Raw genomic sequence first — 25637 nt, forward strand, 5'->3', positions numbered from 1 at the left:
ATGAAGCGATGACGATAAACCGCGCCTATCCCCCTTTAGAGGCTCTTTTTTTTGCGCTGATTCCTTGCGCCGGGCAAGGCAGCCGTGCCGCATCACCAGGGGCCAAGCAGTACCAGGTGATTGCCGGCCAAGCCATGGTGCTGCACACGTTGGCGGCCTTTTCGGCCGTGGCCCAGTTGTCCAGAACGCTGGTGGTGGTCGCCCCCGGCGACCGGTTTTTTGAGGCGCTGCCGCACAGCTCGTTTGACGTGGCCGCGTGCGGTGGCGCCAGCCGGGCCGACAGTGTGCGCAATGGCCTGCAGACGCTGCTCGATGCCGGAGCAGGCGCCCACGACTGGGTGCTGGTGCATGATGCAGCCCGCTGCCTGGTCACCCCGGCACAAATCAGGCAGTTGATGGAGGCCTGCGCGCACGATGCGGTGGGCGGGCTGTTGGCGCACAAGCTGCCGGACACGCTGAAGAGCGAGCTCAGGCGCTCGGGCTGGCAAGCGGGGCAGCAAGTGGGCGAGTCGCGTGTGGCGGCCACGCTGGACCGCAGCGACAAATGGCTGGCGCAGACACCGCAGATGTTTCGTATCGGCATGCTGATGGAAGCGCTTGATGCTGCCGGCGGGGCTGTCACCGACGAGTCCAGCGCCATCGAAGCGCTGGGGCTGGCGCCGAAACTGGTGGCCGGCAGCGCGCAAAATTTCAAGGTCACCTACCCCGAGGATTTCGGCCTGGCCGAAGCAATTCTGACCAGCCGGCACGGTGCTGGCTGATGCCAACCCCTGCCGCGCCTGCAACGCCAAACGCGATGTTCCATTCACTATGAAAGCCGACGCCATGAATGCTGCCCCAGCGCCCCAGCCCGCCAGGTTTCCCCCGTTTCGTATTGGCGAAGGCTGGGACACGCATGCGCTGGTTCCCGGGCGCAAGCTCATCATCGGCGGCGTTGAAATTGAGCATACGCAGGGCTTGCTGGGACATTCGGATGCCGATGTGCTGCTGCATGCGATCACCGACGCCTTGCTCGGTGCCGCCGGGCTGGGCGACATTGGCAAGCATTTCCCCGATACCGATGAGCGATTCAAGGGTGCCGATTCGATGGCGCTGCTGCGCGAGGTTGGGCGCCTGCTGGCCGATGCAGGTCACCAGATTGGCAACATCGACAGCACAGTAGTAGCGCAGGCGCCAAAACTCGCCCCCCATATTGCAGCGATGCGCGCGCGCATCGCCGAGGCGCTGGGTTTGCAAGCCGGCCAGGTCAACGTTAAAGCCAAGACCGCCGAAAAGCTGGGGCCGGTCGGGCAGGGCTTGAGCATGGAAGCCCGGGCCGTCGTGCTGCTTTTCTGATGCTACGTTTTTAATAGCTGTTAACGCCCGTGTTGATTGGGCTATAGGCTTAAATGACTGTTTTTTGTAAGCCAGACAGGGCCAGGGCGGAAGCCAGCGGCTTAGCTCCGGCGCAGCTTGATATGCGCCGCCAGCCCGCCCGAGTTGGTGTTGGCCAGAGTAAACATGCCGCCCATGCGGTGAATGGTTTTTTCGACAATCGCCAGGCCCAGTCCGGCGCCGGTAGCGGCCGTACGCGCCGCGTCACCGCGGAAAAACGGGCGTGTCAGCTTGGACAGGGTTTCCGGCGCAACGCCGGTGCCGTGGTCGCGTATTTTGATCAACACCCACTGGTCCCGGGTTTTGGCGGCGATGTCGACCAGGGCCACGCCGGTATCCGGCGTTTTGCCATAACGCCGGGCATTTTCCAGCAGGTTGGAGATGACCCGGGACAACTCGACTTCATCGGCCAGAACGGCCAGGTTTTCAGGGATGCTCACAGTGACGCGCATGTCGTCATAGTCGGCCACGGCGTACGTTGCAGCGTCCACCACGGCATTGAGTGACACCCGCTCCAGGCGCGGCGGCTCGGGCCGGGCGTAATCGAGAAACTTGTCGATGATGCGGTCAAGCTGGGCGATGTCGGCGGCCATGTGCTCGCGCGCATCGGGATCGGCCACGCTCATCTCGGTTTCCAGGCGCAGCCGGGCCAGCGGCGTGCGCAAATCGTGAGAAATGCCGGCCAGCATGATGACGCGGTCCTGCTCAATTTTGAACAGTTGCTCGGCCATGCGGTTGAAACCGATATTGACCTCGCGGATCTCGCTGGTGGCGACTTTTTCGTCAAGCAGGCTGGCATCGAAATCACCGTCGCGCATGCGGCTGGCCGCAAACGAAAGCTGTTTGAGCGGACGGTTGATCAGGCGTGCGATGAAGGCCGAGCCGGTGAGCGACAAGGCGGCGGCGATAACGAGCCAGATCACCCAGGTGGTGTTGCGCGACGGGCCTACCCGGGACGGGTCGGTGAGCAGCCAGTAGGAGTCGCCGTCGATGGCAAAGCCTACCCACAGGCCCTTTTGGCCATTCACCATGCTGGCTACCACGGTGCCGCTGCCCAGCCGGGTTTTCAGTTCGCCGGCGATGCGCTCGACAAACTCGTCGTCGCCAAACAGCTCGAATTTGTCCTTGGGCTCACGTGGCGTGATGCGCACTTGTTCTTCATCGGCCAGGGTCTTGATCAGCGAGACGCGGGCGATGGAGTCGGAGTAGCGCAGCGCGGCGCGGCTGAGGTTGACCATTGAGGCCAGTTGTTGCGCGCTCTGGATCGCACGCGGTTCGGACTCCAGTGCGCGGAACGTCTGAAGCCACGCCACGATAGAGCCAAACAGCAGCAGCGCCAGAAAGAAAAAGGTCCGCCAGAACAGGTTGAAACCCCGGCGTGCGCGCATCTCCAGCGGCGCTGGGGCAGTTTCAAGCGGAATCGGATTGGTATCTTCCATTGGAGAGCCTTGGCAGGCCTAGAAAAAAAGAAATGGAAGAGAAGAGACAGCCAGAGGAAGCATGCCTAGCGCCGTCATGCGCGCTAAGCCAGGCGGCGGGGCTATCGGGCTTGCCTTGGCCAATCCCGATTGCGGGGTAATTCTTGGACTAAAGTTCAGTTGGTTCCGTCCGGTACAAACACATAGCCGATACCCCAGACAGTCTGGATGTAGCGGGGCACGGCCGCGTCCACCTCAATCAGCTTGCGCAGGCGCGACACCTGCACGTCCAGGCTGCGGTCAAACGGTTCGAACTCGCGCCCGCGTGCCAGTTGCGCAAGCTTTTCGCGCGACAGCGGCTGGCGCGGATGGCGAACCAGGGTTTTGAGCATGGCAAATTCGCCCGTGGTCAGCGGTAACTCTTCGCCGTTTTTATGCAGGGTGCGCAGGCCCATGTCAAATGAAAACGGTCCGAAAGTAATCACCTCTTGGTCACTGGAAGGCGCGCCCGGCACTTCGGCTGTGGGCCGGCGGCGCAGCACGGCGTGGATGCGGGCCAGCAGCTCGCGCGGGTTGAAGGGTTTGGCCAGGTAATCGTCTGCACCAACTTCCAGACCGACGATGCGGTCCACGTCTTCGCCTTTGGCCGTCAGCATGATGATGGGGGTGCGGTCATTGGCAGCGCGCAGGCGGCGGCAGATAGACAGGCCATCCTCGCCGGGCATCATCAGGTCAAGCACGATCAGGTCGACCGCGTCGCGCAGCATGATGCGGTTCAATGCCTTGCTGTCCTCTGCAAGAATGACTTCAAATCCCTCTTGCGCCAGATAGCGGCGCAGCAGATCGCGTATGCGCGCATCGTCATCAAGAATCAGGATTTTGTCGGCACGAGCGTTGGTTGTTGCTTGGATCATGATTATTTAGTTATTTGTAACAGAGCCATTTTGAAGGCTGAAATCATATGTTGTGGTTTTTTTTGAGGACTTTGACACACTGTTACAAAAGTTGCGGATGAACGCAATTTTTGATCGAGGGGCTCGTACCCCTTGTGGGACAGCTTCTGCGCTGTCCTAAAAACCTTGAAAATGCGATGTCTGGTCGCAGCAGTTTTGTGCGGCATGCCCTTCAAAAAAAACAAAAACGGCCGGGCCGCTTGCCTTCGCGCTGCCTTGACATAATCGTTTCTTGGTCGTTGGCGTTAGCCCGGGCCGGTGCAATTCGGTGATTGTGGTGTTTCTTTGTGTGCCAAAGGGGACGAAAGAAATCAGTCGCACCTGGCCGGCTGCCGGATACTGGCGGTGCCATCAGGACCTTTGCCCCGCACCATGCGCGCTTGCACCGATGGCCGAACACTCATTTCCTCAACTTTTTTTGCTGACTTCTGACTAACCGAAAGGTCAACCTGTTGTGAATCGATTCATCTCTACTATCAAAGTTATAGCTGCCTGCGCCCTGTTTACCTGGTCTGCAGGCTCTTTTTCCCAGCCAGCGCCGCGTGAACCGCTGCAGAACGTGGCCCAGCTCTCAGCCAGCGGCTCGGTCGAAGTGCAGCAGGACTTGCTGTCCATTTCCATGAACAGCACGCGCGACGGTGTTGATGCCACGGCCGTGCAGAGCCAGCTCAAGCAGGCACTCGATAGCGCGCTGGCCTTGGCCAAACAGGCTGCAGTGCCGGGCCAGATGGAGGTGCGCACCGGCAATTTCAGTCTGTACCCGCGTTATGGAAAAGACGGAAAAATCAACGGCTGGCAAGGCTCTACCGAGCTGGTGCTGGAAGGCAAGGACTTCCCGCGCATCACCAGTACCGCCGGCAAGATCCAGACCCTGACCATGGGCGGTGTGAGCTTTGCCCTGAGCCGCGAACAGCGCACCAAAGTCGAGGGCGAAGCGCAAACCCTGGCGATTGAACGCTTTCGGGTCAAAGCCGGCGAGATCGCCAAAAGTTTTGGTTTTTCCAGCTACTCGTTGCGTGAGGTGTCGATCAACGCCAACGATCAGGGCTACACGCCGCGCCCTCGCGTCATGGCCATGCAGGCCAAGTCCGACATGGCGGAGTCGTCCATCCCCGTGGAGGCCGGAAAAAGCACGGTGCTCGTCACGGTGTCCGGCTCGGTGCAGATGAAGTAGTGCGGCTTGGCGCGGCGCCTGCAACAACAGACGCGCTTACTCGGGTGCGTCCAACTGCCACGGTCAGATTGGATGCACGGGCCGAATGGGTGCTCGGCTGACAGACCCCCAGCGTGGCCGCGCTTATGCTTTCTGCATGAATACCGTTGACCCTTTCGCGCAAGACGCCGCACGCAGCGGGCCATTGTTCGTGGTGCTTAACGCGGGCTCGGGCCGCCACCAAAAGGGCTCTCAACAGCAGGTAATGGCGCAGGTCTTCAGCCAGGCCGGGCGCGAGTTCGAGTTTTTGCACATCAAGGATACCGCCCACATCAACGAAATTGCCAATAGTGCGGTTGCTTTGGCGCAGGCACGACGCGGCGTGGTGGTGGCGGCTGGCGGGGACGGCACCATTAGTGCAGTGGCCGGCGCCGTACTTGGCAGTGGCTGCCCTTTTGGCGTCTTGCCCGAGGGGACCTTCAATTATTTTGGCCGTGACAATGCGATTCCGCAAGATACCGAGGCGGCGGCCCGCGCGCTTCTCGGCGCCAGCATCACGCCGGTACAGGTCGGGCAGGTCAACGGGCGGGTATTTCTGGTCAATGCCAGTGTGGGCCTGTATCCGCAATTGCTGGAAGACCGGGAGGCCTGGAAGAAAAAGTGGGGGCGCAGCCGCATTGTGGCGTTTGTCTCAGGAATTGCGACGCTGCTGAAGTGGCGCAAGCAACTGCATCTGAACATCGAGTCGGCCGGTCAAACGGCGACCCTGCGCACGCCCACGCTGTTCGTCGGCAATAACCGGTTGCAGCTAGCCCGAGTCGGCATTGACGAAAAGGAAGTCAAGGCGCTGCAAGCTGGCGAACTGGCCGGCATCGTGGTGCGACCGATTGGCTCGCTGGCGATGCTGGGATTGCTGCTGCGCGGCGTGTTGGGGCGGCTGGGCGATGCTGATCATGTCAGCAGCTTTTCCTTCCGCCGCCTGACCGTGACGCCGAAACTCCGGAAACGCCGCAATCGCATCAAGGTGGCCACCGATGGCGAGACCGTCTGGATGCAGCCGCCGCTGCTGTTTCAGGTGGCAGCCGAGCCCTTGCTGTTGCTAGTTCCCGCGCCAGCTGACCGGGCCGAAGTGGCCTGAACCTTCTATGCGGAGCTTGCTGCACATTTCAGACCCACATTTCGGTACCGCGCTGCCGCTGGTGATGGAGGCGTTGTTTCAGCTGGCACAGGCGCAACGCCCCGACATTCTGGTGCTGTCGGGCGACATCACGCAGCGCGCGGGCGCTACGCAGTTCAGTGAGGCAAGAGCATTTTGCGACCGCCTGGGGATCCCGCGCATGCTGTCGTTGCCGGGAAATCATGACATTCCCCTGTTCAACCCCTTCCAAAGGTTGTGCAGCCCATATGCGCGCTACTTGCGTGCCTTTGGTCCGGATCTGGAAAGCGCTTTGCAGACGCCCTGGCTGCGCATGGTCAGTGTCAAAACCACGCGGCGCTGGCGCCATAAAAACGGCGAGGTGTCGGCCTCGCAGATAGCGCGGGTAGTGGCTGACCTGCAGAAGGCGGAGCCCGGGCAGTTGCGCGTGGTGGTGGTGCACCAGCCGGTGTATGTTTTGCGCGCCGAAGATGAGCATGACCGCCTGCGCGGCTGGGAAGCTGCGGTGCGCGCCTGGGCGGCCGCCGGGGCCGACATCGTGATGGGGGGGCACATTCACCTGCCGTACGTGAGCGAGCTGTCATCCTGCGTGGCTGGCCTGGGTAGGCGCATCTGGTGCGTGCAGGCGGGCACCGCACTTTCGTCGCGGGTGCGCCAGGAGGCGCCCAACTCGGTGAACCTGCTGCGCTATGACGCTGGCAGCCTGCCGCAGCAGTGCCAGTTGCAGCGTTGGGACTACCGCGCGGCGACAGGGCGGTTTGAGGTGGTGCAAACCAGCGCATTGCTGCTGGACCGCGCGAATGGTCCTTAAACTAGACGGGTCCGGGCGGCGGAGGGATTGACTTGGCCAAGCTGGTTTCACTTAGGAATGCGGCCCTGGCCCATACAGTACGGGCGCAATACGCTACTAATTTAATAGCAAAAAAGTCTGCAACCCATTGGTTTGCAGACTTTGTATCGGGCGGCGCTGGGGGCGCGCTCTGAGCGCTAGAACCGGTAGCGCAGGCCGGCTGTGGCTGCGCTCACGCGGTCGCGCCCGCTGCCGGGGAATTTCAGGTCATAGGCGTCGTACTGCAGCACGGCCGACCAGTTGGGGTTGAAGGTGTATTCGGCGCCCAGACCGTAAGACACCCCAAAGCCGCTTTCGTTACCAGCCACGATGCCCGACCCGGGCGCGGAACTCACGTCGGTTCGGCCGTAGGTGGTGCCTAATTTGCCCAGCAGGTTGAACGAAGAGCCCACTGGCAATTTGCCGACCAGGCTCAGGTTCGCGCCCGCCGCCTTGGTGTTGCCGCCTGCCCGGTTGATTTTGCCCAAATTGGTATAGCCCAGTTCAAGGCCCAGGTTGGGGTTGAAGTAGCTCCCGGCATAAATGCTGTACACCGTGTCCCGCTTGTCGGACGTGAAATTTCCGATGCCACTGCCCAGTGAAAAGTCGGACTTGCCGGCGTTCAGTCCCACATAGCTGGCGCCCGGCGCGTAGAGGGAGTAGTTGCCGCTCTGGGCCTGCGCACCGGTGGCGGCCGCCAATGCGGCGAGCGCCAAAAGGGTAGCTGACAAGGTTCGAGTGAGTGAGTGCATGGTGCTTCCTTCAATGGATAAAGTTGCCGACACCTCAAGGGAAAAGCTCTTTTTTTTGCTTTTTAACTTTTATTCTAGAGCAGTAAAGCCAGTGTGGCTATGGGTACAAGACGTAAAAAACTATGGGAAAAAGGGAGATTTTCAAAATGACAGGTCGGGGTAAATGGCGGAGTTTTAAACTCGGTTTCCGGCTCAAAATTTAAAAGTGACGCCTGTGTACGCGCTTAAGTGCTGCTGCTAAAGTTGCGCTATGCAGTTCATCACCCACAAGCCTGGGCATACCGCTCTGGTACTCGATTCGCCGCACAGCGGGACCATCTATCCGCCGGACTTTCTGCCTGCTTGCGATATGGCCACCTTGCGTCGCGCCGAGGACACGCATGTCGAAAAACTCTACGACTTCGCCCCCGCCTTGGGCGTTCATTGGGTTGAAGCGCATTTTCCACGCAGCTATCTGGACGCCAACCGCAACACGACCGAAATCGACATTTCCCTGTTTGACGCGCTCTGGCCGGACCCGGTGGAGACCGACCCCGCCATCCTCTCCAAGGTTCGCCTCGGCAAAGGGCTGGTCTGGCGCACCACCGACGAAGGCGCGCCGATTTACGCGCGCAAGCTCGGGGTGCCCGAGGTGCAGGGGCGCATCGAACAGTGCTGGAAGCCTTACCACGCGGCTGTGGCGCGTGCCATTGATGCTGCCCATTTGCAGCACGGCTACAGCATCCACATCAACTGCCACTCGATGCCGGCTATTGCGTCTGGCAGCGCCACCGACTTTCCGGGTGAGGCGCATGCGGACTTTGTGGTGGGCGATCGGGGCGGCAGTACGGCCAGCGTGGCGTTGTCCGATCTGGTGTGCCAGCACTTGCGCGCACGGGGTTACAACGTGTCATACAACCACCCCTACAAGGGTGTGGAGCTGGTACGCAGGTACGGCAACCCGGCCGGGCAGCGGCACAGCCTGCAGTTGGAAATCAACCGCAAGCTCTATATGAACGAAGAGACGCTGGCGCTGACGCCGGGTTTCGGGCCCCTGAAGGACACGTTGCGTACGCTGGTGGAGGTGCTTCTGAAAACCGATCCCCGTGCGCTTTGAATTGTTTTTCGGGCGGCGTAAATAACTCAAAGTCTTGGGGACTGTTGAATGGATCAGATGGATTGCGTGGTGATAGGCGCGGGCGTTGTGGGGCTGGCGGTGGCGCGCGCCCTGGCGCTGCAGGGCAGGGAAGTGATGGTGCTGGAAGCTGCGCCGGCGATTGGCATCGGCACCAGTTCGCGCAACAGCGAGGTCATTCATTCGGGCATTTATTACGCGGAAGGCTCACTCAAGGCCAGCTTGTGCGTGGCGGGCAAGGCGATGCTGTACGACTATTGCGCCGCGCGTGGCATTGGTCATAGCCGTTGCAGCAAGCTGATCGTGGCCACCAGCGACGCGCAGGTGGCGCAGTTGCACGGCATGCTGGCCAAGGCGGTGGCCAATGGCGTGCATGACCTGGTGCTGCTGACGCGCGAGCAGGCCAGGGCGCTGGAGCCGCAACTCGAATGCTTGGCCGCGCTGCATTCACCCGGCACGGGCATTGTCGACAGCCATGCGTTGATGCTGGCGTTGCAGGGGGATCTGCACAACGCCGGTGGTTTGGTAGTGCTAAATACGCCGCTAGCCCAAGCAGAATGTGCGCAAGGTGCTATCACTTTGATAGCGAAAGACGGCACTGAATTGCAGGCTAACATCGTGGTCAACGCGGCAGGCCTGCATGCCCAGGTGCTGGCCCGGCGCTTTGCCGGACTGGCTGCGCAGTTTGTGCCGCCCAGCCATTACGCCAAGGGCAATTACTTCACCCTCACGGGCCGTTCACCTTTCAGTCGCCTGATTTATCCGGTGCCGGAGGCCGCAGGCCTGGGCGTTCATATGACGATCGACTTGGCGCGCCAGGCCAAGTTTGGTCCCGATGTGCAGTGGGTCGACTCGCCCGACGATTTGCTGGTGGACCCGGCGCGTGGGGATGCGTTTTATGCGGAAGTGCGCAAGTACTGGCCAGCGCTGCCTGATGGCGCCCTGATGGCGGGCTACGCCGGCATACGCCCGAAAATCCAGGCACCCGGCGAGCCGGCCCGGGACTTTCTGATTCAGGGCCCGGCCGTGCACGGTGTACCCGGGCTGGTCAATCTGTTTGGTATTGAATCGCCGGGGCTCACGAGTTCCCTGGCGATTGGTAAGTACGTCTGTCAGTTGGTCTGAACCGGGCAGAATTGGTTTATTGCGCGACCCAGCCGCCGTCCATGTTCCAGGCCACGCCGCGCACATTGTTGCCGGCGGGGGAGCAGAAAAATACCGCCAGTGCGCCCAGTTCTTCGGGCGTGGTGAATTGCAGCGAAGGTTCTTTCTCACCCAGCAGTTGCTGCGTCGCCGCGTCAATCGAAATGCCGCCCGCTGCGGCCCTTGCATCCACCTGTTTTTGCACCAGCGGCGTCAGTACCCAGCCCGGACAGATGGCGTTGCAGGTCACGCCGGTGGTGGCGTTTTCCAGGGCGGTGACCTTGGTCAGCCCAACGATGCCGTGCTTGGCGGCCACGTAGGCCGATTTTTCCGGCGAGCCGACCAGACCGTGCGCCGACGCGATGTTGATGATGCGGCCCCAGCCTTTGCCCTTGTCGGCCGCCAGCATGGCGGGCAGCGCCAGTCGGGTGGCATGAAAGGCGCTGCTCAGGTTGATAGCGATCACGGCGTCCCATTTTTCAACCGGGAAGTTTTCGATTCGGGCGACATGCTGAATGCCCGCGTTGTTGACCAGAATGTCAACTTGGCCGAACTGCGCCGCGGCAAACTTCATCATGTCTTCGATGTCGGCGGGCTTGCTCATGTCGGCGCCGTGGTACGCCACTTGCACGCCCAGCGTAGCAATTTCGGCCTTGGGACCCTCCACATCACCAAAACCATTCAGAACGATGTTGGCGCCCTGTGCGGCCAGTGCTTTCGCAATGCCCAAGCCGATACCACTGGTGGAGCCGGTGACGAGCGCTGTTTTACCTTTGAGCATGAAATTTCTCCGGATGACTTACGATGGTTGAAGTGAAATTTGGGCCGCTTCTGCGAATGACGCGCTTCCCAAAAAAAATTGTCGACGTGATTATCAAGCCTTCTCAAAGCCCATCAACCAATTTATGCGGATTGCCTGCACCATGAATGAACCCAGCCTGAACTACGTCAATTGCCCCGATGCTACCGGCGGCCACCGGATGGCCTACTGGCAATGGGGCCAGCCGGACAGCGCCCATGTCGTGCTGTGCGTGCATGGCCTGTCGCGCCAGGGGCGCGATTTTGACGTGCTGGCGCAAACGCTTTGCGCGCAGGGCATGCAGCAGCCGGGCGGTATCAGGGTGATCTGCCCGGATGTAGTGGGCCGTGGCGCAAGCGATTGGCTGAAAGATCCGATGGGCTACCAAGTGGCGGCCTATGCGGCTGACATGCTGGTGCTGCTGGCCGAACTGCACAAGCAGTCCCCCGTCAGCTCGCTGGACTGGGTTGGCACCAGCATGGGGGGGCTGATTGGCGTGGTGGTGTGCGGCCAGCCGGCCCTTCGTGGCGCCGCGCAGCCTGCGGCGGGCAGTGCAGCCGGTGGAGCGGCAAGTGGAGCGGCCAGCCTGGGGGGTAAACCCGCGTTACCCGTGCCGGTGCGCCGGCTGGTGCTCAACGATGTTGGACCGGCGCTGCAGTGGCGGGCGATTGAGCGGATCAGCGCCTATTTGGGGGAAGCCGGGCATTTCAGCTCAGTGCAAGCGGCGGCCGACGCGATGTGGGCAATATCCAGAGGCTTTGGTCCGCATACCCCCGAGCAATGGCTCGCCCTGTCGCGGCCCATGGTTCGACCGGTGTCCACCGTTGCCGGCAGCTTGTGGCGACTTCATTACGACCCGGCGATCTCCGTGCCGTTCAAGGCGGCTACCGAAGCGTCTACGCAGCAAGGCGAGACCTTGCTTTGGCAACTCTACGACAATATCGAGGCCGAAACGCTGCTGCTGCGCGGTGCCCAATCGGATTTGCTGGGTGTTGAAACCGCCCAGGCCATGACTGAACGCGGCCCGCATGCCCGCCTGGTTGAATTTGAAGGGGTCGGGCATGTGCCCACGCTGATAGCGCAAGATCAGCTCGACGTGGTGGTGGGTTTTCTTCTGGCCTGATGCCGGGTAACAACGTGAGTGAACGTGATCAAACGCGATCGCAACTTGATCGAATTTTCATGAAAAGCAACGAGGCAGGGCGGGGTGGGCCGGCCATAGCCCGGGGCGCCAACGCTTCCATCATGACGGCCACCGCTGACAGTCTGCCGGACCAGCCCGATGCGCTGGCGCGCGCGCGCGCCTTTGCCGAACCGCTGATTGCGGGTGAAACGCTGGACACAGGCGAAAATATTCTGGCACACGCCGATGCGGTGGCTGCCATTCTCAAGGCGATTGGCGGCTCGCAAGCCATGCAGGCCGCTACCTACCTGGTGCATTCGTGCCAGCACCTGAACAAGCCGCAGGAAGTTATTGCCAAGGCCTTTGGTGCCAATTTTGCTGCGCTGGCCATGGAAACGACCAAGCTGGTCCACGTGCAGCGCCAGGCACGCGGCGCGCAGGCCAAAGCCCAACTGCTGGACGACCCGGCGGCACAGACCGAAAACGTACGCAAGATGTTGCTGGCGTTCTCGCGCGACTTGCGGGTGGTCATGCTGCGGCTGGCCTCGCGCCTGCAAACCTTGCGCCACTATGCCGCCACCAAACAGGCTGCGCCGGCCGTATTGGCGCATGAGTCGCTGCATGTGTTTGCGCCGCTGGCTAACCGCTTGGGGATCTGGCAGGTTAAATGGGAAATGGAAGACTTGGCTTTTCGTTTTCTGGAACCCGAGACGTACCGGCAGACGGCCCGCCTGCTTGATGAAAAACGGGTGCAGCGCGAAGGCTTCATGGAGGCCCTGCGCGCGCAGCTGGAGCGCGAGCTGAACCGAGGCGGTATCGCCGCGCTGGTGCAAGGCAGGCCCAAGCACATCTACAGCATTGTCAAAAAAATGCGCGGCAAGTCGCTCAACTTTGATCATGTTTTTGATATACGCGCCCTGCGCGTGATTGCGGCCGACGTGAAGGGGTGCTATGCGGCCCTGGGCTTTGTGCATTCGCGTTTTTCACCGGTGGCTGGCGAGTTTGATGACTACATCGCCAAACCCAAGAGCAATGGTTACCAGTCTTTGCACACCGTGGTGCGCGACGAGGCGGGGCGGGCCGTCGAGATCCAGATTCGCACCCAAGCCATGCACGACCATGCAGAACACGGCGTGGCAGCGCACTGGGCTTACAAGGAGGCCGGCACCAAGGGCTACGCCGGCGTATCGGCCAGCAGCGAATACGACGCCAAGATTGCCGTGCTGCGGCAACTTCTGGCATGGGAGCGCGACCTGTCGGTGCCGGCTGCGCAGCGCGCGCGGGACGCCAATCAGGGCCTGTTTGAAGACCGCATTTACGTGTTGACGCCCGATGCGGTCATCGTCGAATTGCCGCAGGGCGCGACCACGGTGGACTTTGCCTACAGCGTGCACACCAGCCTGGGACACCGCTGCCGCGGCGCGCGTGTCGACGGCGCGATGGTGCCGCTCAACACGCCGTTGCAAAACGGCCAGACCGTGGAGGTGATTACGGCCAAGGAAGGCGGGCCGTCGCGCGATTGGCTTAACCCGGAACTGGGCTTTTTGTCCAGCCACCGGGCGAAATCGAAAGTGCGTGCGTGGTTCAACGCTTTGGCGATGGAGCAAACGATGGCGAAGGGTCGGGAGGCGGTTGAAAAGCTGCTGCAGCGCGAAGGTAAAACCGCCATGAAGCTGCTCGATCTCGCGGTGCTTTTGGGCTTTAAGACGGCTGAGGATTTGTTTGAAGTCGTGGGGAAGGACGAGTTGTCGTTGCGCACTATTGAAAACATGCTGCGCCCCCCAGAGCCCGTGGTGCCTGCGGGCGACTTCGTGCTGCCCAAAAAAATACGGCATTCCGAACGCTCTGGCCAGCGCGGCAAGGGCAACGTGCTGGTGGTAGGCATCGACTCTCTTTTGACTCAACTGGCCAAGTGCTGCAAACCAGCGCCACCGGATCAGATTCTCGGCTTTGTCACGAAGGGCAGGGGAGTGAGTATTCATCGCGCCGATTGCAGCAATTTCCGCAACATGGCCAGCGGTAGTCCCGACCGGGTAATCGAGGTGCAATGGAGTTTGCCAGGTACGCAAGACGGCTCGGTCTACCCGGTAGATGTGGCCATTGAGGCAGCCGACCGGCAAGGTTTGTTGCGCGATATTTCCGAAGTGTTTACCAAGGAAAAAATGAACGTCATTGGCGTGCAAACGCAGTCGGTCAAAGACAATCGCGGTGGCACTGCGTGGATGACCTTCACGGTGGAGGTGGCGCAATCGGGCCGGCTCAATCAGGTGCTGGGGCTGGTGGCTGAAGTGCCGGGCGTGCGCTCAGCCCGGAGACGCTGATTCGCAGTTTGGTTTTTATTTGGTAATTTTATGGAGCAAGGCAATACTGGTGTTCTGCCCTGCTACAATCATTGCTTCGAACAGTCCTTAGGCGCGTAGCTCAGCTGGTTAGAGCACCACCTTGACATGGTGGGGGTCGTTGGTTCGAGTCCAATCGCGCCTACCAATTCCTTTAAATCGTTTCCTGTTTCTTAAGAATATTCCTTCGGGATGTAGTCTTTTTGCGGCAGGGTAAACCAAGGGGATTGCGACCGTTCAGAGTTCCTAGAATGTACATAACCCTGGCGCTATGACGCAGGGCGTCATTCAAAGGAATATTCAGTGCAAAAAAGCAAATCCGTCAGTGCCAAGTCCCGCGTGCCAGCCACGCCGGACGGCTTTGCTGCGGACAACATTGCCGCCGATGACAATAAGGCGGATGAAGGAAGTTCTGCACCCACCCGTGTCATCAAAAAGTATCCGAATCGGCGGCTTTACGATACCGAGACTTCGGCTTACATCACGCTCAGCGACGTTCAAAACCTGGTGATGGCCAGCGCGCAGTTTGTGGTGCGCGACGCCAAGACCAATGAAGACCTCACGCGCAGCATCCTGCTGCAGATTATTCTTGAAGAAGAGACGGCCGGAGCCCCGATGTTTACCGAGGCTGTGCTCGCCAACATCATCCGTTTCTACGGTAACGCGATGCAAAGCTTTATGGGTGCGTATCTCGAAAAAAACGTGCAGACTTTCATGGATCTGCAGGTCAAGATGGCTGAGCAATCGAAGGGCTTGAGCCCCGAAATGTGGGCGCAAGTCATGAGTGCCAAATCGCCCATGATGCAGGGCATGATGGGCAACTATGTCGAGCAGTCCAAGAACGTATTTACACAGATGCAGGAGCAAATGCAAAAGCAGAGCGAACAAATGCTCTCGGCCTTTGGTCTGAAGCGCTGACTTTGGGCTTGCTTTTTAGGATCTATTCGAGGCCGAGGACTGCCGCCTGGACTGCTCTGAGACAATAGAGGCCATGAGCGACGTTTTTACCCCACCCCCTATTTCAGCCACCAATCCCGCAAAATCCATCCCGCGCGTAGGTTTTGTCAGCCTGGGTTGCCCCAAGGCGCTGACGGATTCCGAATTGATTCTCACGCAACTGAGTGCCGAGGGTTACCAGACCTCCAAAACCTTTGAAGGCGCGGACCTGGTGATTGTCAATACCTGCGGCTTTATTGACGATGCCGTCAGGGAAAGCCTGGACACCATCGGTGAAGCGCTGGCCGCCAATGGCAGGGTCATTGTCACCGGCTGTCTGGGGGCCAAGGCCGGCGAAAGCGGTGACAATTTGGTGCGCCAGATGCACCCCAGCGTGCTGGCGGTGACCGGCCCCCATGCCACGCAAGAAGTCATGGATGCGGTGCATCTGAATCTTCCCAAGCCGCATGACCCGTTTATTGACCTGGTGCCCAACACCTTTGGCATTGCCGGCATCAAGCTCACTCCCAGGCACTATGCCTACCTGAAGATCAGTGAGGGCTGCAACCACCGTTGCACCTTCTGCATCATTCCATCAATGCGTGGTGACCTGGTGTCGCGCTCTATTGGCGATGTACTCAACGAAGCACGTGCCTTGTTCGAGGGTGGCGTGAAGGAACTGCTGGTGATCAGCCAGGACACCTCCGCCTATGGCGTGGATGTGAAATACCGCACCGGCTTCTGGGACGGCAAACCGATCAAGACGCGTATGCTGGAACTGGTCCAGGCCCTGGGTGATATCGCTGAGCCCTACGGGGCATGGGTGCGCTTGCACTACGTTTATCCCTATCCCAGTGTGGATGAAGTGCTGCCCTTGATGGCAACCGGCAAGGTGCTGCCCTATCTGGACGTGCCTTTGCAACACAGCCACCCGGATGTGCTCAAGCGCATGAAGCGGCCAGCCAGCGGCGAGAAAAACCTGGAACGCATTGCGCGCTGGCGCGAGATCTGCCCCGAGATTGTCATTCGCAGCACCTTCATTGCCGGCTTTCCGGGCGAAACCGAAGCCGAATTTGAGCATCTGCTGGATTTCATGCGCGAAGCAAAAATTGACCGCGCCGGTTGCTTTGCCTACAGCGCGGTGCAGGGCGCTGCTGCCAATGACATTGCCGGCATGCTTCCTTTGGCCTTGCGTGAAGAGAGACGAGCCCGTTTCATGGCTGTGGCCGAAGCCGTCTCAAGCCAAAAATTGCAGCAGCGCATCGGCGCCATCATGCAGGTGCTGGTGGACTCGGCGCCGGCGCTGGGTCGAAAAGGCGGTACCGGTCGCTCCTATGCCGACGCGCCCGAGATTGATGGCGTGGTCAAGCTGCTGCCGCCGGAGAAAATCAGCAAGACGCTGAAGGTGGGTGAATTCACCAAGGCTCGCATCGTCGGAACCCAGGGCCACGACCTGATCGCTGTACCGGTCTGAACTACGTTTGTGGACACGGTTTGTGGGCTGATACTTTGGTTCCGTTACCGGATGCGTTGCCTGAGCCGTCGCGAGGCTGATGTTGAAAGTCAGCATGTTGGCGAGTGGCCGTGACATGCGGCTTGGAAAGCAAAAAGGCCACTGTTTGGCAGTGGCCTTAATTTCGCTAACTCAACGAAAATCAGTTAAATATTTAGACGCTTGAGTAATTTTGGTGCCCGGGAGAGAACTCGAATCTCCACATCTTGCGATACACGGACCTGAACCGTGCGCGTCTACCAATTCCGCCACCCGGGCACATCAAGCAGTGTACCATTACATCAACGTTTTAACGGGTCACGCCTCTGAAATATTTCAGTGTCATGCGCAATTCCATGCCTAAAAACTGCATGCACTTAAGGCGGGCGGAGAGCTCTGCCATCTTCCTGCCTGAACTGCGCCGATGCGGCAGGCCGGTATGTCATGAATCGCGGCTAGTATCTGCATGAGCAACTATACAAAACCGGTCCCGACCTGACCCTTTTCATTCATTACTTATTCATGCTTCTGGTTTAGCCACGTGTTGCCAGGGCATCTCACGAAAGAGACTTTTTTATCAAAACAACTCACCAACTATCCGGCACATCGTCCGGACTCCTCGCTGAATTCGAGGGAACTGTTTCCGGCCACCGCGACGGCCATGGTTTTGTTCAGCGTGACGACGGCGAAGCCGACATCTACTTGCCGCCCAATGAAATGCGCGCTGTGCTGCACAAGGATCGTGTCAAAGCGCGCATCGTGCGGCATGACCGCAAGAACCGGCCTGAAGGCCGCGTGACCGAAATCATCGAGCGGTCGTCCAACCCCATCATCGGTCGGCTGCTTCAGGAAAGCGGTGTCTGGCTGGTCGCGCCCGAAGACAAGCGCTATGGGCAAGATGTGTTAATTCCCAAAGCCGCTACCGGCACCGCCAAGCCTGGCCAGATCGTGGTGGTGCAGCTGACCGAGCCGCCCGCCCTGTTTGGCCAGCCAGTGGGCAGGGTCAAGGAAGTGCTGGGCGAGATTGACGATCCGGGCATGGAAATTGAAATTGCGGTGCGCAAATATGGCGTGCCGCACGAGTTCAGCGACGAGGCGCTGGCATTGGCCCGCACCTTGCCGGACGCCGTGCGACCTCTTGACAAAAAGCACCGTATTGACCTGACCGATGTGCCGCTGGTCACCATTGACGGTGAAGACGCGCGCGACTTTGACGACGCCGTTTACTGCGAGCCCGCCAAAGTCGGACGAGGCAAAGGCTGGCGCCTGCTGGTGGCCATCGCTGACGTGAGTCACTACGTGGAGACCGGCAGCGCCATCGATATTGACGCCTACGACCGGGCCACCAGCGTGTATTTCCCGCGCCGCGTGATTCCCATGCTGCCGGAAAAGCTGTCCAACGGTCTGTGCTCACTCAACCCCAATGTTGAGCGCCTGTGCATGGTGTGCGACATGCTGGTCAACGCCAAAGGCGAGGTGCACGCCTACCAGTTTTACCCGGCCGTGATGTTCAGCCAGGCCCGCTTTACCTACACCGAAGTGGCCGCCATCCTGGCCAATACACGCGGCCCGGAAGCCGCGCAACGCAAGGCGCTGGTGCCGCATTTGCTGGATCTGAACGAGGTCTACCAGGTCCTGCTCAAGGAGCGCGGCGTACGCGGCGCGGTGGATTTTGAAACCACCGAAACCCAGATTGTTTGCGACGAAGTCGGGCGGATTGAAAAAATCGTGCCGCGCACCCGCAACGTGGCGCACCGCCTGATCGAGGAGGCCATGCTGGCAGCCAACGTCTGCTCGGCCGACTTCATCGCGCAGAGCAAGCACATTGGTCTGTTTCGCGTGCACGAAGGTCCGACGCCCGAGAAAAAGGACATGCTGCGCGCCTACCTCAAGGCGATTGGCCTGGGCATGACCATCAGCGACGACCCGACCCCTGGTGAGTTCCAGCAGATTGCCATGGCCACCAAAGACCGGCCGGATGCGCCACAGATCCACTCGATGCTGCTGCGCTCCATGCAGCAGGCTATTTACACCCCCATGAACAGCGGTCATTTTGGGCTGGCTTACGAGGCCTACACGCATTTCACCAGCCCGATTCGGCGTTATCCGGACCTGCTGGTGCACCGTGTCATCAAGGCCGTCCTGAACAAGGGCAAATATCAGTTGCCGACCTTGCCGACGCCGGGCGAGGCCGAGGCCAAGCTGTCCAAACGGCTGGCCTCGCGCATCAGGGATGTGAAGGAACCGACGCAGAAACCCAAAAAAGCCACGGCCGACGAACTGGCCTGGCAGGCTGCGGGCCTGCATTGCAGCGCCAACGAACGCCGCGCTGACGAAGCCAGCCGCGATGTCGAGGCCTGGCTTAAGTGCAAATACATGCGCGAGCATCTGGGCGAAGAATTTGGCGGTGTGGTCACGGCGGCCACCGGTTTTGGCATCTTTGTGACGCTGGACGCCATGTACGTGGAAGGTCTGGTGCACATCACCGAACTCGGCAGCGAATATTTCCGCTTCGACGAAGCCCGCCAGGAGTTGCGCGGCGAGCGCAGCGGTCTGCGCTATGCCATCGGAACGCGGGTGCGGGTGCAGGTCAGTCGGGTTGACCTGGATGGCCGCAAAATTGATTTTCGTCTGGTCAATGAGGGCGAAGATCTGGTGGGCCGGGCCATGAAAGACAAGAACGGCAGCCATGCCGCAGAGTCGCCAGCGCAGGAACGCGGTGCACCGCGCCAAGCGGGCGGCAGGGGTGCGGGCCAAGCCAGTGAAAAAGGCGCGGGCAAGCGTTCAGAGTCGCGTTCCGGTGGCCGCGATGCCGGGTCAGACAGGGCGCCGAAATCGCCTATCCAGGCGCTGAAAGCGGCAGTCAAAAAGGCCGCGAGCAACACTGGACGCAAGCTGGGCAAAAAGCCACGTCGCTAGGATTCCCATGACCTGTTTTTTTTCATTTCCTGAAGGCTAAGGAATCTATGCTGATCCGTGTCCTTGGCTTCTTGCTTGAAACCCTGTTCTTCGTGCTGATTGCGGCGGCGCTGCTGCGTGCCTGGATGAACTGGCTGCGCATCAACATGAGCGCGCAACCGGGTCATTTTGTGATGGCCGTGAGCGACTGGCTGGTCAAACCGCTGCGACGTGTCTTGCCCAAGGCGCTGGCGCAGTCACGGCTGGATTGGGCCAGCGTGCTGGCCGCCGTGCTGCTGGCCCTCATCTACGCCCTGGTGTGGGCGGCGTTGTTCGGCGTGCTGGCGGCATCCTGGTCCTCGGGTTTCGAGCTGACGGTCTTGCTGGCGCTGCTGGGTTTTGCCCTGAAGATGCTAATCCGGGTGACGCTGCAAACCCTACTGATCCTGGTTCTGGGTTTTGCCATCCTGTCATGGGTCCAGCCCGGTTCGTCCGCCTATGTGTTGCTGGCTCGCCTCACTGATCCCTTGCTGGCGCCGCTGCGGCGTGTGATTCCCACCATAGGCGGCGTGGATTTGTCAGCGCTGGTGCTGTTGCTGCTGCTGCAAATCGGCATGATGGTTTTGGTCTAGGCGCGCCAGCGCCGAGGCCGTAAAAGGCTGGCCTGGCCGCTGGGTTGCCCACGCATCGGCTGCCTGTCCGTGCGCAAACACCGCGCTGCAGGCCGCCGCAAAAGCGCTCAAGCCACTGGCCAGGTAGGCCCCGATCATGCCGGCCAGTACATCGCCGGTACCCGGCGTGGCCAGCAAGGCATTGCCGCTGGCGTTGATGAACGGGGGTTGGCCGGGAGCGGCGACGACACTGCCGGAACCCTTGAGCACCACCACACACTGAAACCGCTCGGCCAGCTGGCGCGCTGCTGCCAGGCGGTCGCCCTGCACCTGCGCGGCACTGCTTCCTGCCAGGCGAGCCGCTTCCAGCGGGTGGGGCGTCAGCACCGTGCTGTAACCCCTGTGGTGGCGGGCTTGCAACTGGTCCTGCAATTGCGAATCCAGAGCAATTGCATTGAGTGCGTCGGCATCCAGCACCGCCCGCGGCGCCGTTGCCAGCACTTTGGCTATGACGCTTCTAACGGCGTCGCCACCGCCGCAGCCGCAGACCACCACCTGGTGCTTCAAGTCCAGCGCCTCGGGCGCGCGAAACATCAGTTCGGGCTGCTGCAGGTCGACGTTCAGAGCGGCCTTGCCGAGCAAGGCCACAAAGACCCGGCCCGCCCCGGCATGCAGTGCCGCCCTGGCGGCCAGCAAGGCAGCACCCGTCATGTGGCTGGCGATTGAGGATTCGCCGCCCAAAACGGCCACGTCGCCAAAACTGCCTTTGTGGCTGGCGTGTGCGGCGTGACTGCGCAGCCCCGGACTGGCGCGGTCCGCGCCCAGCAGCCAGGCGCAGGGCTGCGCTAGGGCGCCGGCCGCTTGCGCTGTGATGCCCAGGTCATCAAACCACACCTGGCCGGAACGGTCGCGTCCACTGGCGGTGAACAGTCCCGGCTTTAATGTTAATAAAGTTAGGGTAAAAACGGCTCCAGCCCAATAGGGACGGGCGCAAGCTGCTATTGATTTAATAGCGTCAGGTGAAGGAGCGACAGGAGCTGCCGAGCCCGTGTCAGCATCCAGTCCGGTTGGAATGTCCACCGCAAGCCGCGGTGCCGGACTGGCCTGCATACGCGCCAGCCAATGCAGCATCAGCGCGCTGCCGTCGCGTTTCGGATCCAGCCTGGCGCCAATGCCGAGCAGGGCATCGATGCAGAAATCAAAATCGGACGGCGGCTCGGTGGCCATGGGCACGCCAGCGGCCAAAGCCCGCGCCCGGGAAGCGCGGGCATCGGGCGGCGACTCTGTTTTTCCGCCGGGCAAACCGGTCCAGGTCACCACGACCGCCTTGCCCCACTGGTGCAACTGCAGCGCCGCTTCAAAACCGTCGCCCCCGTTGTTGCCGGGCCCGCAGGCAATCCAGATGCGCTGGGCGTGCGGCGCCAGTGCCAGCACCAGACGGGCAACCGAAAGACCGGCACGCTGCATCAGCGTGTGCGGCGCCAAGCTGATGGCGGACTGGCGTTCGATTTGTTGTGTTGCCGCTACGCTGTGCAGCGGGTAGCTCAAGAGGCTGGAGATCTTTTGCATCGAGCGATTGTGCGCCGCCACAGCGCTGACAGGTCAGGCTGCCTGCAGCGCTAAATGTCCCTTCGCTTGACATTGGCTTTAGTTTGATAAATGTCAAATGATGCAACTGATGTGATCAATAAAATTAAATCCAGTCGCGCTTCTCTCCTGAATTTTCTAAAACTTTCAAGAAACTCCGTCCACTCTCGCTCATGCTGAGCGCCAACCGGATTTTGTCCCAATAGGTTTTTGGACGGAGCAATGCTCAAGCGCGGTTAAAGACAGCAAATGTCAACACGGTTAATAAAAGGGTGGAGGATTAAATGAAACATTCATTACTGGTTCGTTGGAGCGCAGCTGGCCTGTTGGCCGCAGCTCTCGCTGGTTGCGGTGGCGGCGGTGGCGGAGGCACAGTTAGTACGGCTCCCGCAGGGACGCCTGCTGCTTCCATCAGTGCCGCCGCTGCAGTGCCGTCCAACGATACGGCCACCAACACCTCGGCGTCTTTCACGGTTCTGCAAGATGCCGGCATACCAGCCGTCACCATCAACAGCCCGCCGGTGGTGAATTTCGCGGTGTTTTCCGATGGCAAGGCTAAAACCGATGTGGTCATTGCCGATGTGCGCTTTGCCATCGCCAAGTTAGTGCCTGGCACCAATGGCAATCCGGACCAGTGGGTGAACTACGTCTACAACAAAGAGACGGCGAAAGCTGGTGTTGGCCCGGGTACTCCGCCCACGCCCGTGCTGGCCACGGCCATGCAAGCCGCCACCGACGGAAAAATGTCGGCGACAGAACTGACGGCCGCCGGGCTGACAGGGCAGTTGTCCTTCAATCCTGATGGCTACTTCAGCTACACCTTCAAAACCAACATCACAGATCCGACTAAAACCAACAATGTGGTCTTTGAGCCAGGGCTGACCCATCGCATCGCGATGATGCTCAGCTACAAGAACGCAGCCGGTGAAACGGTGCTGGTCAACCCTTACTTCGACTTCACCGTCGTGGATGGCAAATCTGTCGCAGTCACCGACCCGGCCAAGACGCGCAAGATGACCGACGTCGCGTCGTGTAACGGTTGCCACGAAAAACTGGCCCTGCACGGTGGCGGATGGGTTGATACCCAGTGGTGCGTGATGTGCCACAACCCGGGCACCACCGACGCCAACAGCGGCAACAACCTCAACCTGGCCACCATGGTCCACAAGATCCACTCGGGCAAGTCGCTCAAGAGCAAGCTCGCTGCGGGTGGTGAGGACTACACGATCTGGGGCTACAGCAGCAAAAAATACAACTATGCCGAAGTCGGCTTCCCGCAGGATCTGCGCAACTGCACCGTTTGCCACACCGCGGCCAACCCCAAAACACCTCAGGGTGACAACTGGAAGACTAAGCCCAGCAAGGAAGCCTGCCTGACCTGCCATGCGAACAACGCGGGTTCTGCCTGGGATACCAGCCACAAGGTGTTCGCTGGCACCTTCGTGGGTGCTGGAGCTGCCGCCAAGGCACTGCCGAACGCGCAGTGTGTCAATTGCCACGTAGGCGCCATTTCTTCAGAACGCGTGCACTGGAACCAGAACGAAGAGAACTCTGCCAAGTACAAGATGAACATTGAGAGCACCAGTTATGACGCAGGCGCGCGCAAGGTGACGGTCAAATACTTTCTCTCTGATCCGACCAATGGCAATTCAGCCTATAACCTGGTGACGCCTGACTGTACGTTTACGGGAACTCCCGGTATTTGCATGCCCGCCGGCACCCGCCCGATCAGCAATACGAAATTCGGCAATCTACGATTCTTTCTTGCTTACCAGAACATGGTTGGTCAGTCAGCTGCTGTCACTGAGTACTCCTCATACAACAACGGGGGCAGCAATGCCAATGCCTTTGCCCACATGGGGAGCAATGATGGCAGCAACCACTACACAGTAGACATCCCGCTGCCTCCCGATGTTTCGGGCATATCTGTCGCAGCGGGAACGGCCCGGGTCGTCAGCATTGGCCAGATCAGGGAGCCCAAACTGAAAGTGAAGACGAATGTAGAGCCGCGGCCAGTCGATGATTCCGTGACCCCCATTCCGCTCGTCAACGTCGTGGTGCAGCACACATTCAAAGAACTGGCCCTGGCCGGTACCTTGAACCCACGCCGCGTCATCGTTTCCAACGAGAAATGCAACGTCTGCCATGGTTCGCTGGGAACCACTTCAGGTGCAAACACGCTCCCCGAGGCCTTCCACAGCGGCGCCCGCAATACGGTCGAGGCTTGTGTTGTTTGCCACGACGCAAATCGGCCTTCGTCGACCGTCATGACCAATGGTCTGGCTTACAACGAGTCTTACCAGTTCAAGAGGCTGATCCACGGCATCCACGGCAACACCAAGCGCAGCTACCCATTCACTTATGGCAACAAAGTGGTAGGGGCGTTTAAGAAGGACGGCACGTCGGTGACCACCGGTGGTACCTCGCTTGCAAGCACCGTAGAGAACTACGCAGCCGAGGTCGCATGGCCGGGCGTTGGCGTTAACTGCAACGCATGCCATGTCAACAACTCGTACAAGCAGGACTTGGGACCGCTGGGCGCCGTCGTCCTGAAAGGACCCGTCACCTTGGTGGGTAGTGGGTTCACTGTCGCCGCCGACGCAAACCCGAACAACTGGCTTGTGATCTCGCCCAAGGCCGCCAGTTGCACCGCTTGTCACGACTCCAGCAAGGCCATGGCCCATGTGACCAGCTTCGGTGGTGCCGCGGTCGGAGACAAAACTCAGGCGCAGATCGCTGCTCTGCCGCGCGAAACCTGTGAAGACTGCCACGCCAGCGGCGGCTTCAAGGGTGTGGACACGGTCCACGATCAGAAGTAAACACGCCGTGGTCGCAAGAACGGGAGGGCTGTCACCAGTCCTCCCTTTTTTTGTGACCGCCATGTCTTCGGCGTTACGCCAGCTATCGGAATTTGTTCAGGAGAGTTTGGGATGCGAATCAAGAGTGCAAAAACAGCAATAGCCGCTGTCGGCCTTTGTCTGCTCGGGCTGGTCGGGTCAGCCTGGGGTGCAGAGCCGGAGCCCAAGACCGAGCCTGAGCCCAAGGGCGCGGCGTTCTGCATTACCTGCCACGACGACACCGACCTGACGGACATGAGCCGGTCCCAACACGGTTTTGCGGCCGACAAGCGTGCACCCGACTGCATCAGCTGCCACGGCGCCAGTGAAGCGCATGCACACAAGCCGAAAGATGTCAAAGAGCTGCCCAAGCCGGACTTCACCTTCGGCAAGATACGGGGCAAGCTGACCAAGCTGGCGGCCCACGACAGAAACCAGGTCTGCCAGACCTGTCATGACAAGGACGCCAAGCGTGCGCTTTGGGAAGGCAGCCAGCACCAGACGGCTGATGTTGCTTGCGACTCCTGCCACATCGTGCATGCCAACCGTGACAAGGTCTTGAAGAAGGCCACGCAGGCTGAGTTTTGCTACACCTGCCATAAAGAGCAGCGGGCGCAAGCCAGCCGGACTTCGCGTCATCCAATTCCTGAAGGCAAGATGACTTGCTCGGATTGCCACAACGTGCACGGATCGGCAGGGCCCAAGCTGGCCAAGCGCGACAGCACCAACGCCACCTGCTACACCTGTCACGCTGAAAAACAAGGGCCGTTCGTACGCCAGCATGAACCGGTCGCCGAAGACTGCGCGATTTGCCACAGCGCGCATGGCAGCACGGTTGCGGGCATGCTCAAGTCGCGCCCACCGATGCTGTGCCAGCAATGCCATACGCCGCACGAGGCCGGTGGCGTTGGTGCTGTTGGTGGCCAGCGCGGTGTGTTTGGACCTGCCGCGCCCGGCCAGTCTCAAGCGCTGATCAACCGCACCACGGATGGCAAGAACGTCATCAATATGTGGCAGGGCCGCAGTTGCATGAATTGCCACACGCAAATTCATGGTTCCAACAACCCGTCGACCAGCAACCCGACGCCACAGCTCTTGCAGCGTTGAAACACGGAGAGCCATG

At 60.4% G+C, this 25637-nt stretch carries 20 protein-coding genes and 2 tRNA genes; 16 read left to right on the plus strand and 6 right to left on the minus strand.

Annotated elements, in window-relative coordinates:
- The first annotated feature begins 8 nt into the window (after window positions 1-8).
- Together ispD and ispF are read left to right on the plus strand one after the other, a co-directional pair.
- On the plus strand, window positions 9-761 hold the full coding sequence (ispD, locus tag HHJ18_RS13040) for a 2-C-methyl-D-erythritol 4-phosphate cytidylyltransferase (protein ID WP_296915930.1): 753 nt from the start codon (window positions 9-11) through the stop codon (window positions 759-761).
- A 64-nt stretch (window positions 762-825) separates the two neighbouring features.
- A complete protein-coding gene (ispF, locus tag HHJ18_RS13045; protein WP_296915932.1) occupies window positions 826-1335 on the plus strand; it encodes a 2-C-methyl-D-erythritol 2,4-cyclodiphosphate synthase in 510 nt (169 codons plus the stop codon).
- Between the two features lie 101 nt (window positions 1336-1436).
- Here ispF and HHJ18_RS13050 read toward each other — a convergent pair whose 3' ends face one another.
- Both HHJ18_RS13050 and ompR read right to left on the minus strand, forming a co-directional pair.
- Window positions 1437-2813, minus strand: coding sequence for a sensor histidine kinase (locus HHJ18_RS13050; protein ID WP_296915933.1), 1377 nt, complete (start codon window positions 2811-2813; stop codon window positions 1437-1439).
- A gap of 155 nt (window positions 2814-2968) precedes the next feature.
- Window positions 2969-3706 (minus strand): two-component system response regulator OmpR, encoded by a 738-nt coding sequence (gene ompR, locus HHJ18_RS13055; protein ID WP_296915935.1) that lies wholly within the window; start codon window positions 3704-3706, stop codon window positions 2969-2971.
- Window positions 3707-4211: 505 nt separating this feature from the next.
- Here ompR and HHJ18_RS13060 point away from each other — a divergent pair.
- The 3 genes from HHJ18_RS13060 to HHJ18_RS13070 all read left to right on the plus strand — a co-directional run bounded on the left by HHJ18_RS13060 (window position 4212) and on the right by HHJ18_RS13070 (window position 6865).
- A complete protein-coding gene (locus HHJ18_RS13060; protein ID WP_296916605.1) occupies window positions 4212-4919 on the plus strand; it encodes an SIMPL domain-containing protein in 708 nt (235 codons plus the stop codon).
- A gap of 136 nt (window positions 4920-5055) precedes the next feature.
- Window positions 5056-6036, plus strand: coding sequence for a diacylglycerol kinase family protein (locus HHJ18_RS13065; protein WP_296915937.1), 981 nt, complete (start codon window positions 5056-5058; stop codon window positions 6034-6036).
- A 7-nt stretch (window positions 6037-6043) separates the two neighbouring features.
- Complete coding sequence (locus HHJ18_RS13070; RefSeq protein ID WP_296915939.1) at window positions 6044-6865, plus strand: metallophosphoesterase; 822 nt, start codon at window positions 6044-6046, stop codon at window positions 6863-6865.
- 176 nt (window positions 6866-7041) lie between these two features.
- Here the strand turns inward: HHJ18_RS13070 and HHJ18_RS13075 are convergent, their stop codons facing one another.
- On the minus strand, window positions 7042-7635 hold the full coding sequence (locus tag HHJ18_RS13075) for an outer membrane beta-barrel protein (RefSeq protein WP_296915941.1): 594 nt from the start codon (window positions 7633-7635) through the stop codon (window positions 7042-7044).
- 250 nt (window positions 7636-7885) lie between these two features.
- On the opposite strand from HHJ18_RS13075, the gene HHJ18_RS13080 reads away from it, so the two are divergent.
- Together HHJ18_RS13080 and HHJ18_RS13085 are read left to right on the plus strand one after the other, a co-directional pair.
- The gene (locus HHJ18_RS13080) at window positions 7886-8731 is read left to right on the plus strand and encodes an N-formylglutamate amidohydrolase (protein ID WP_296915943.1); all 846 of its coding nucleotides are present in this window, start codon (window positions 7886-7888) and stop codon (window positions 8729-8731) included.
- 48 nt (window positions 8732-8779) lie between these two features.
- Entirely contained in the window at window positions 8780-9874 is a 1095-nt protein-coding gene (locus HHJ18_RS13085) for an NAD(P)/FAD-dependent oxidoreductase (RefSeq protein WP_296915944.1), read from the plus strand.
- 16 nt (window positions 9875-9890) lie between these two features.
- On the opposite strand, the gene HHJ18_RS13090 is transcribed toward HHJ18_RS13085, so the two are convergent.
- Complete coding sequence (locus HHJ18_RS13090) at window positions 9891-10673, minus strand: 3-hydroxybutyrate dehydrogenase (RefSeq protein ID WP_296915945.1); 783 nt, start codon at window positions 10671-10673, stop codon at window positions 9891-9893.
- Between the two features lie 142 nt (window positions 10674-10815).
- Between HHJ18_RS13090 and HHJ18_RS13095 the strand changes: the two genes are divergently transcribed.
- From HHJ18_RS13095 to rimO, 5 genes are all read left to right on the plus strand, one after another.
- Window positions 10816-11814 carry an alpha/beta hydrolase gene (locus tag HHJ18_RS13095; protein WP_296915947.1) on the plus strand — a complete coding sequence of 333 codons (999 nt, stop codon included), beginning with the start codon at window positions 10816-10818 and terminating at the stop codon, window positions 11812-11814.
- Window positions 11815-11873: 59 nt separating this feature from the next.
- A complete protein-coding gene (locus HHJ18_RS13100) occupies window positions 11874-14135 on the plus strand; it encodes a bifunctional (p)ppGpp synthetase/guanosine-3',5'-bis(diphosphate) 3'-pyrophosphohydrolase (protein WP_296915948.1) in 2262 nt (753 codons plus the stop codon).
- A gap of 89 nt (window positions 14136-14224) precedes the next feature.
- Window positions 14225-14301, plus strand: a tRNA-Val gene (locus tag HHJ18_RS13105).
- Between the two features lie 227 nt (window positions 14302-14528).
- Window positions 14529-15071: a polyhydroxyalkanoate synthesis repressor PhaR gene (gene phaR, locus HHJ18_RS13110; RefSeq protein ID WP_296916606.1), complete on the plus strand. Its 543-nt coding sequence runs from the start codon at window positions 14529-14531 to the stop codon at window positions 15069-15071.
- Window positions 15072-15144: 73 nt separating this feature from the next.
- Window positions 15145-16563 (plus strand): 30S ribosomal protein S12 methylthiotransferase RimO, encoded by a 1419-nt coding sequence (gene rimO, locus HHJ18_RS13115; RefSeq protein WP_296915950.1) that lies wholly within the window; start codon window positions 15145-15147, stop codon window positions 16561-16563.
- Between the two features lie 212 nt (window positions 16564-16775).
- Here the strand turns inward: rimO and HHJ18_RS13120 are convergent.
- A tRNA-Leu gene (locus tag HHJ18_RS13120) sits at window positions 16776-16860 on the minus strand.
- A 297-nt stretch (window positions 16861-17157) separates the two neighbouring features.
- On the opposite strand from HHJ18_RS13120, the gene rnr reads away from it, so the two are divergent.
- Both rnr and HHJ18_RS13130 read left to right on the plus strand, forming a co-directional pair.
- Window positions 17158-19500 carry a ribonuclease R gene (gene rnr / locus HHJ18_RS13125; protein ID WP_296916607.1) on the plus strand — a complete coding sequence of 781 codons (2343 nt, stop codon included), beginning with the start codon at window positions 17158-17160 and terminating at the stop codon, window positions 19498-19500.
- A 47-nt stretch (window positions 19501-19547) separates the two neighbouring features.
- Complete coding sequence (locus tag HHJ18_RS13130) at window positions 19548-20111, plus strand: YggT family protein (RefSeq protein WP_296915952.1); 564 nt, start codon at window positions 19548-19550, stop codon at window positions 20109-20111.
- Here HHJ18_RS13130 and HHJ18_RS13135 read toward each other — a convergent pair.
- Window positions 20058-21659 (minus strand): NAD(P)H-hydrate dehydratase, encoded by a 1602-nt coding sequence (locus tag HHJ18_RS13135; protein WP_296915954.1) that lies wholly within the window; start codon window positions 21657-21659, stop codon window positions 20058-20060. The genes HHJ18_RS13130 and HHJ18_RS13135 overlap by 54 nt on opposite strands.
- A 302-nt stretch (window positions 21660-21961) precedes the next feature.
- On the opposite strand from HHJ18_RS13135, the gene HHJ18_RS13140 reads away from it, so the two are divergent.
- Together HHJ18_RS13140 and HHJ18_RS13145 are read left to right on the plus strand one after the other, a co-directional pair.
- A complete protein-coding gene (locus HHJ18_RS13140) occupies window positions 21962-24496 on the plus strand; it encodes an OmcA/MtrC family decaheme c-type cytochrome (protein WP_296915956.1) in 2535 nt (844 codons plus the stop codon).
- 111 nt (window positions 24497-24607) lie between these two features.
- A complete protein-coding gene (locus tag HHJ18_RS13145; protein WP_296915957.1) occupies window positions 24608-25621 on the plus strand; it encodes a DmsE family decaheme c-type cytochrome in 1014 nt (337 codons plus the stop codon).
- Window positions 25622-25637 lie beyond the last annotated feature (16 nt).

Origin of the sequence: Polaromonas sp. (assembly GCF_012927455.1) — a bacterium.
GTDB lineage: Bacteria > Pseudomonadota > Gammaproteobacteria > Burkholderiales > Burkholderiaceae_C > Polaromonas.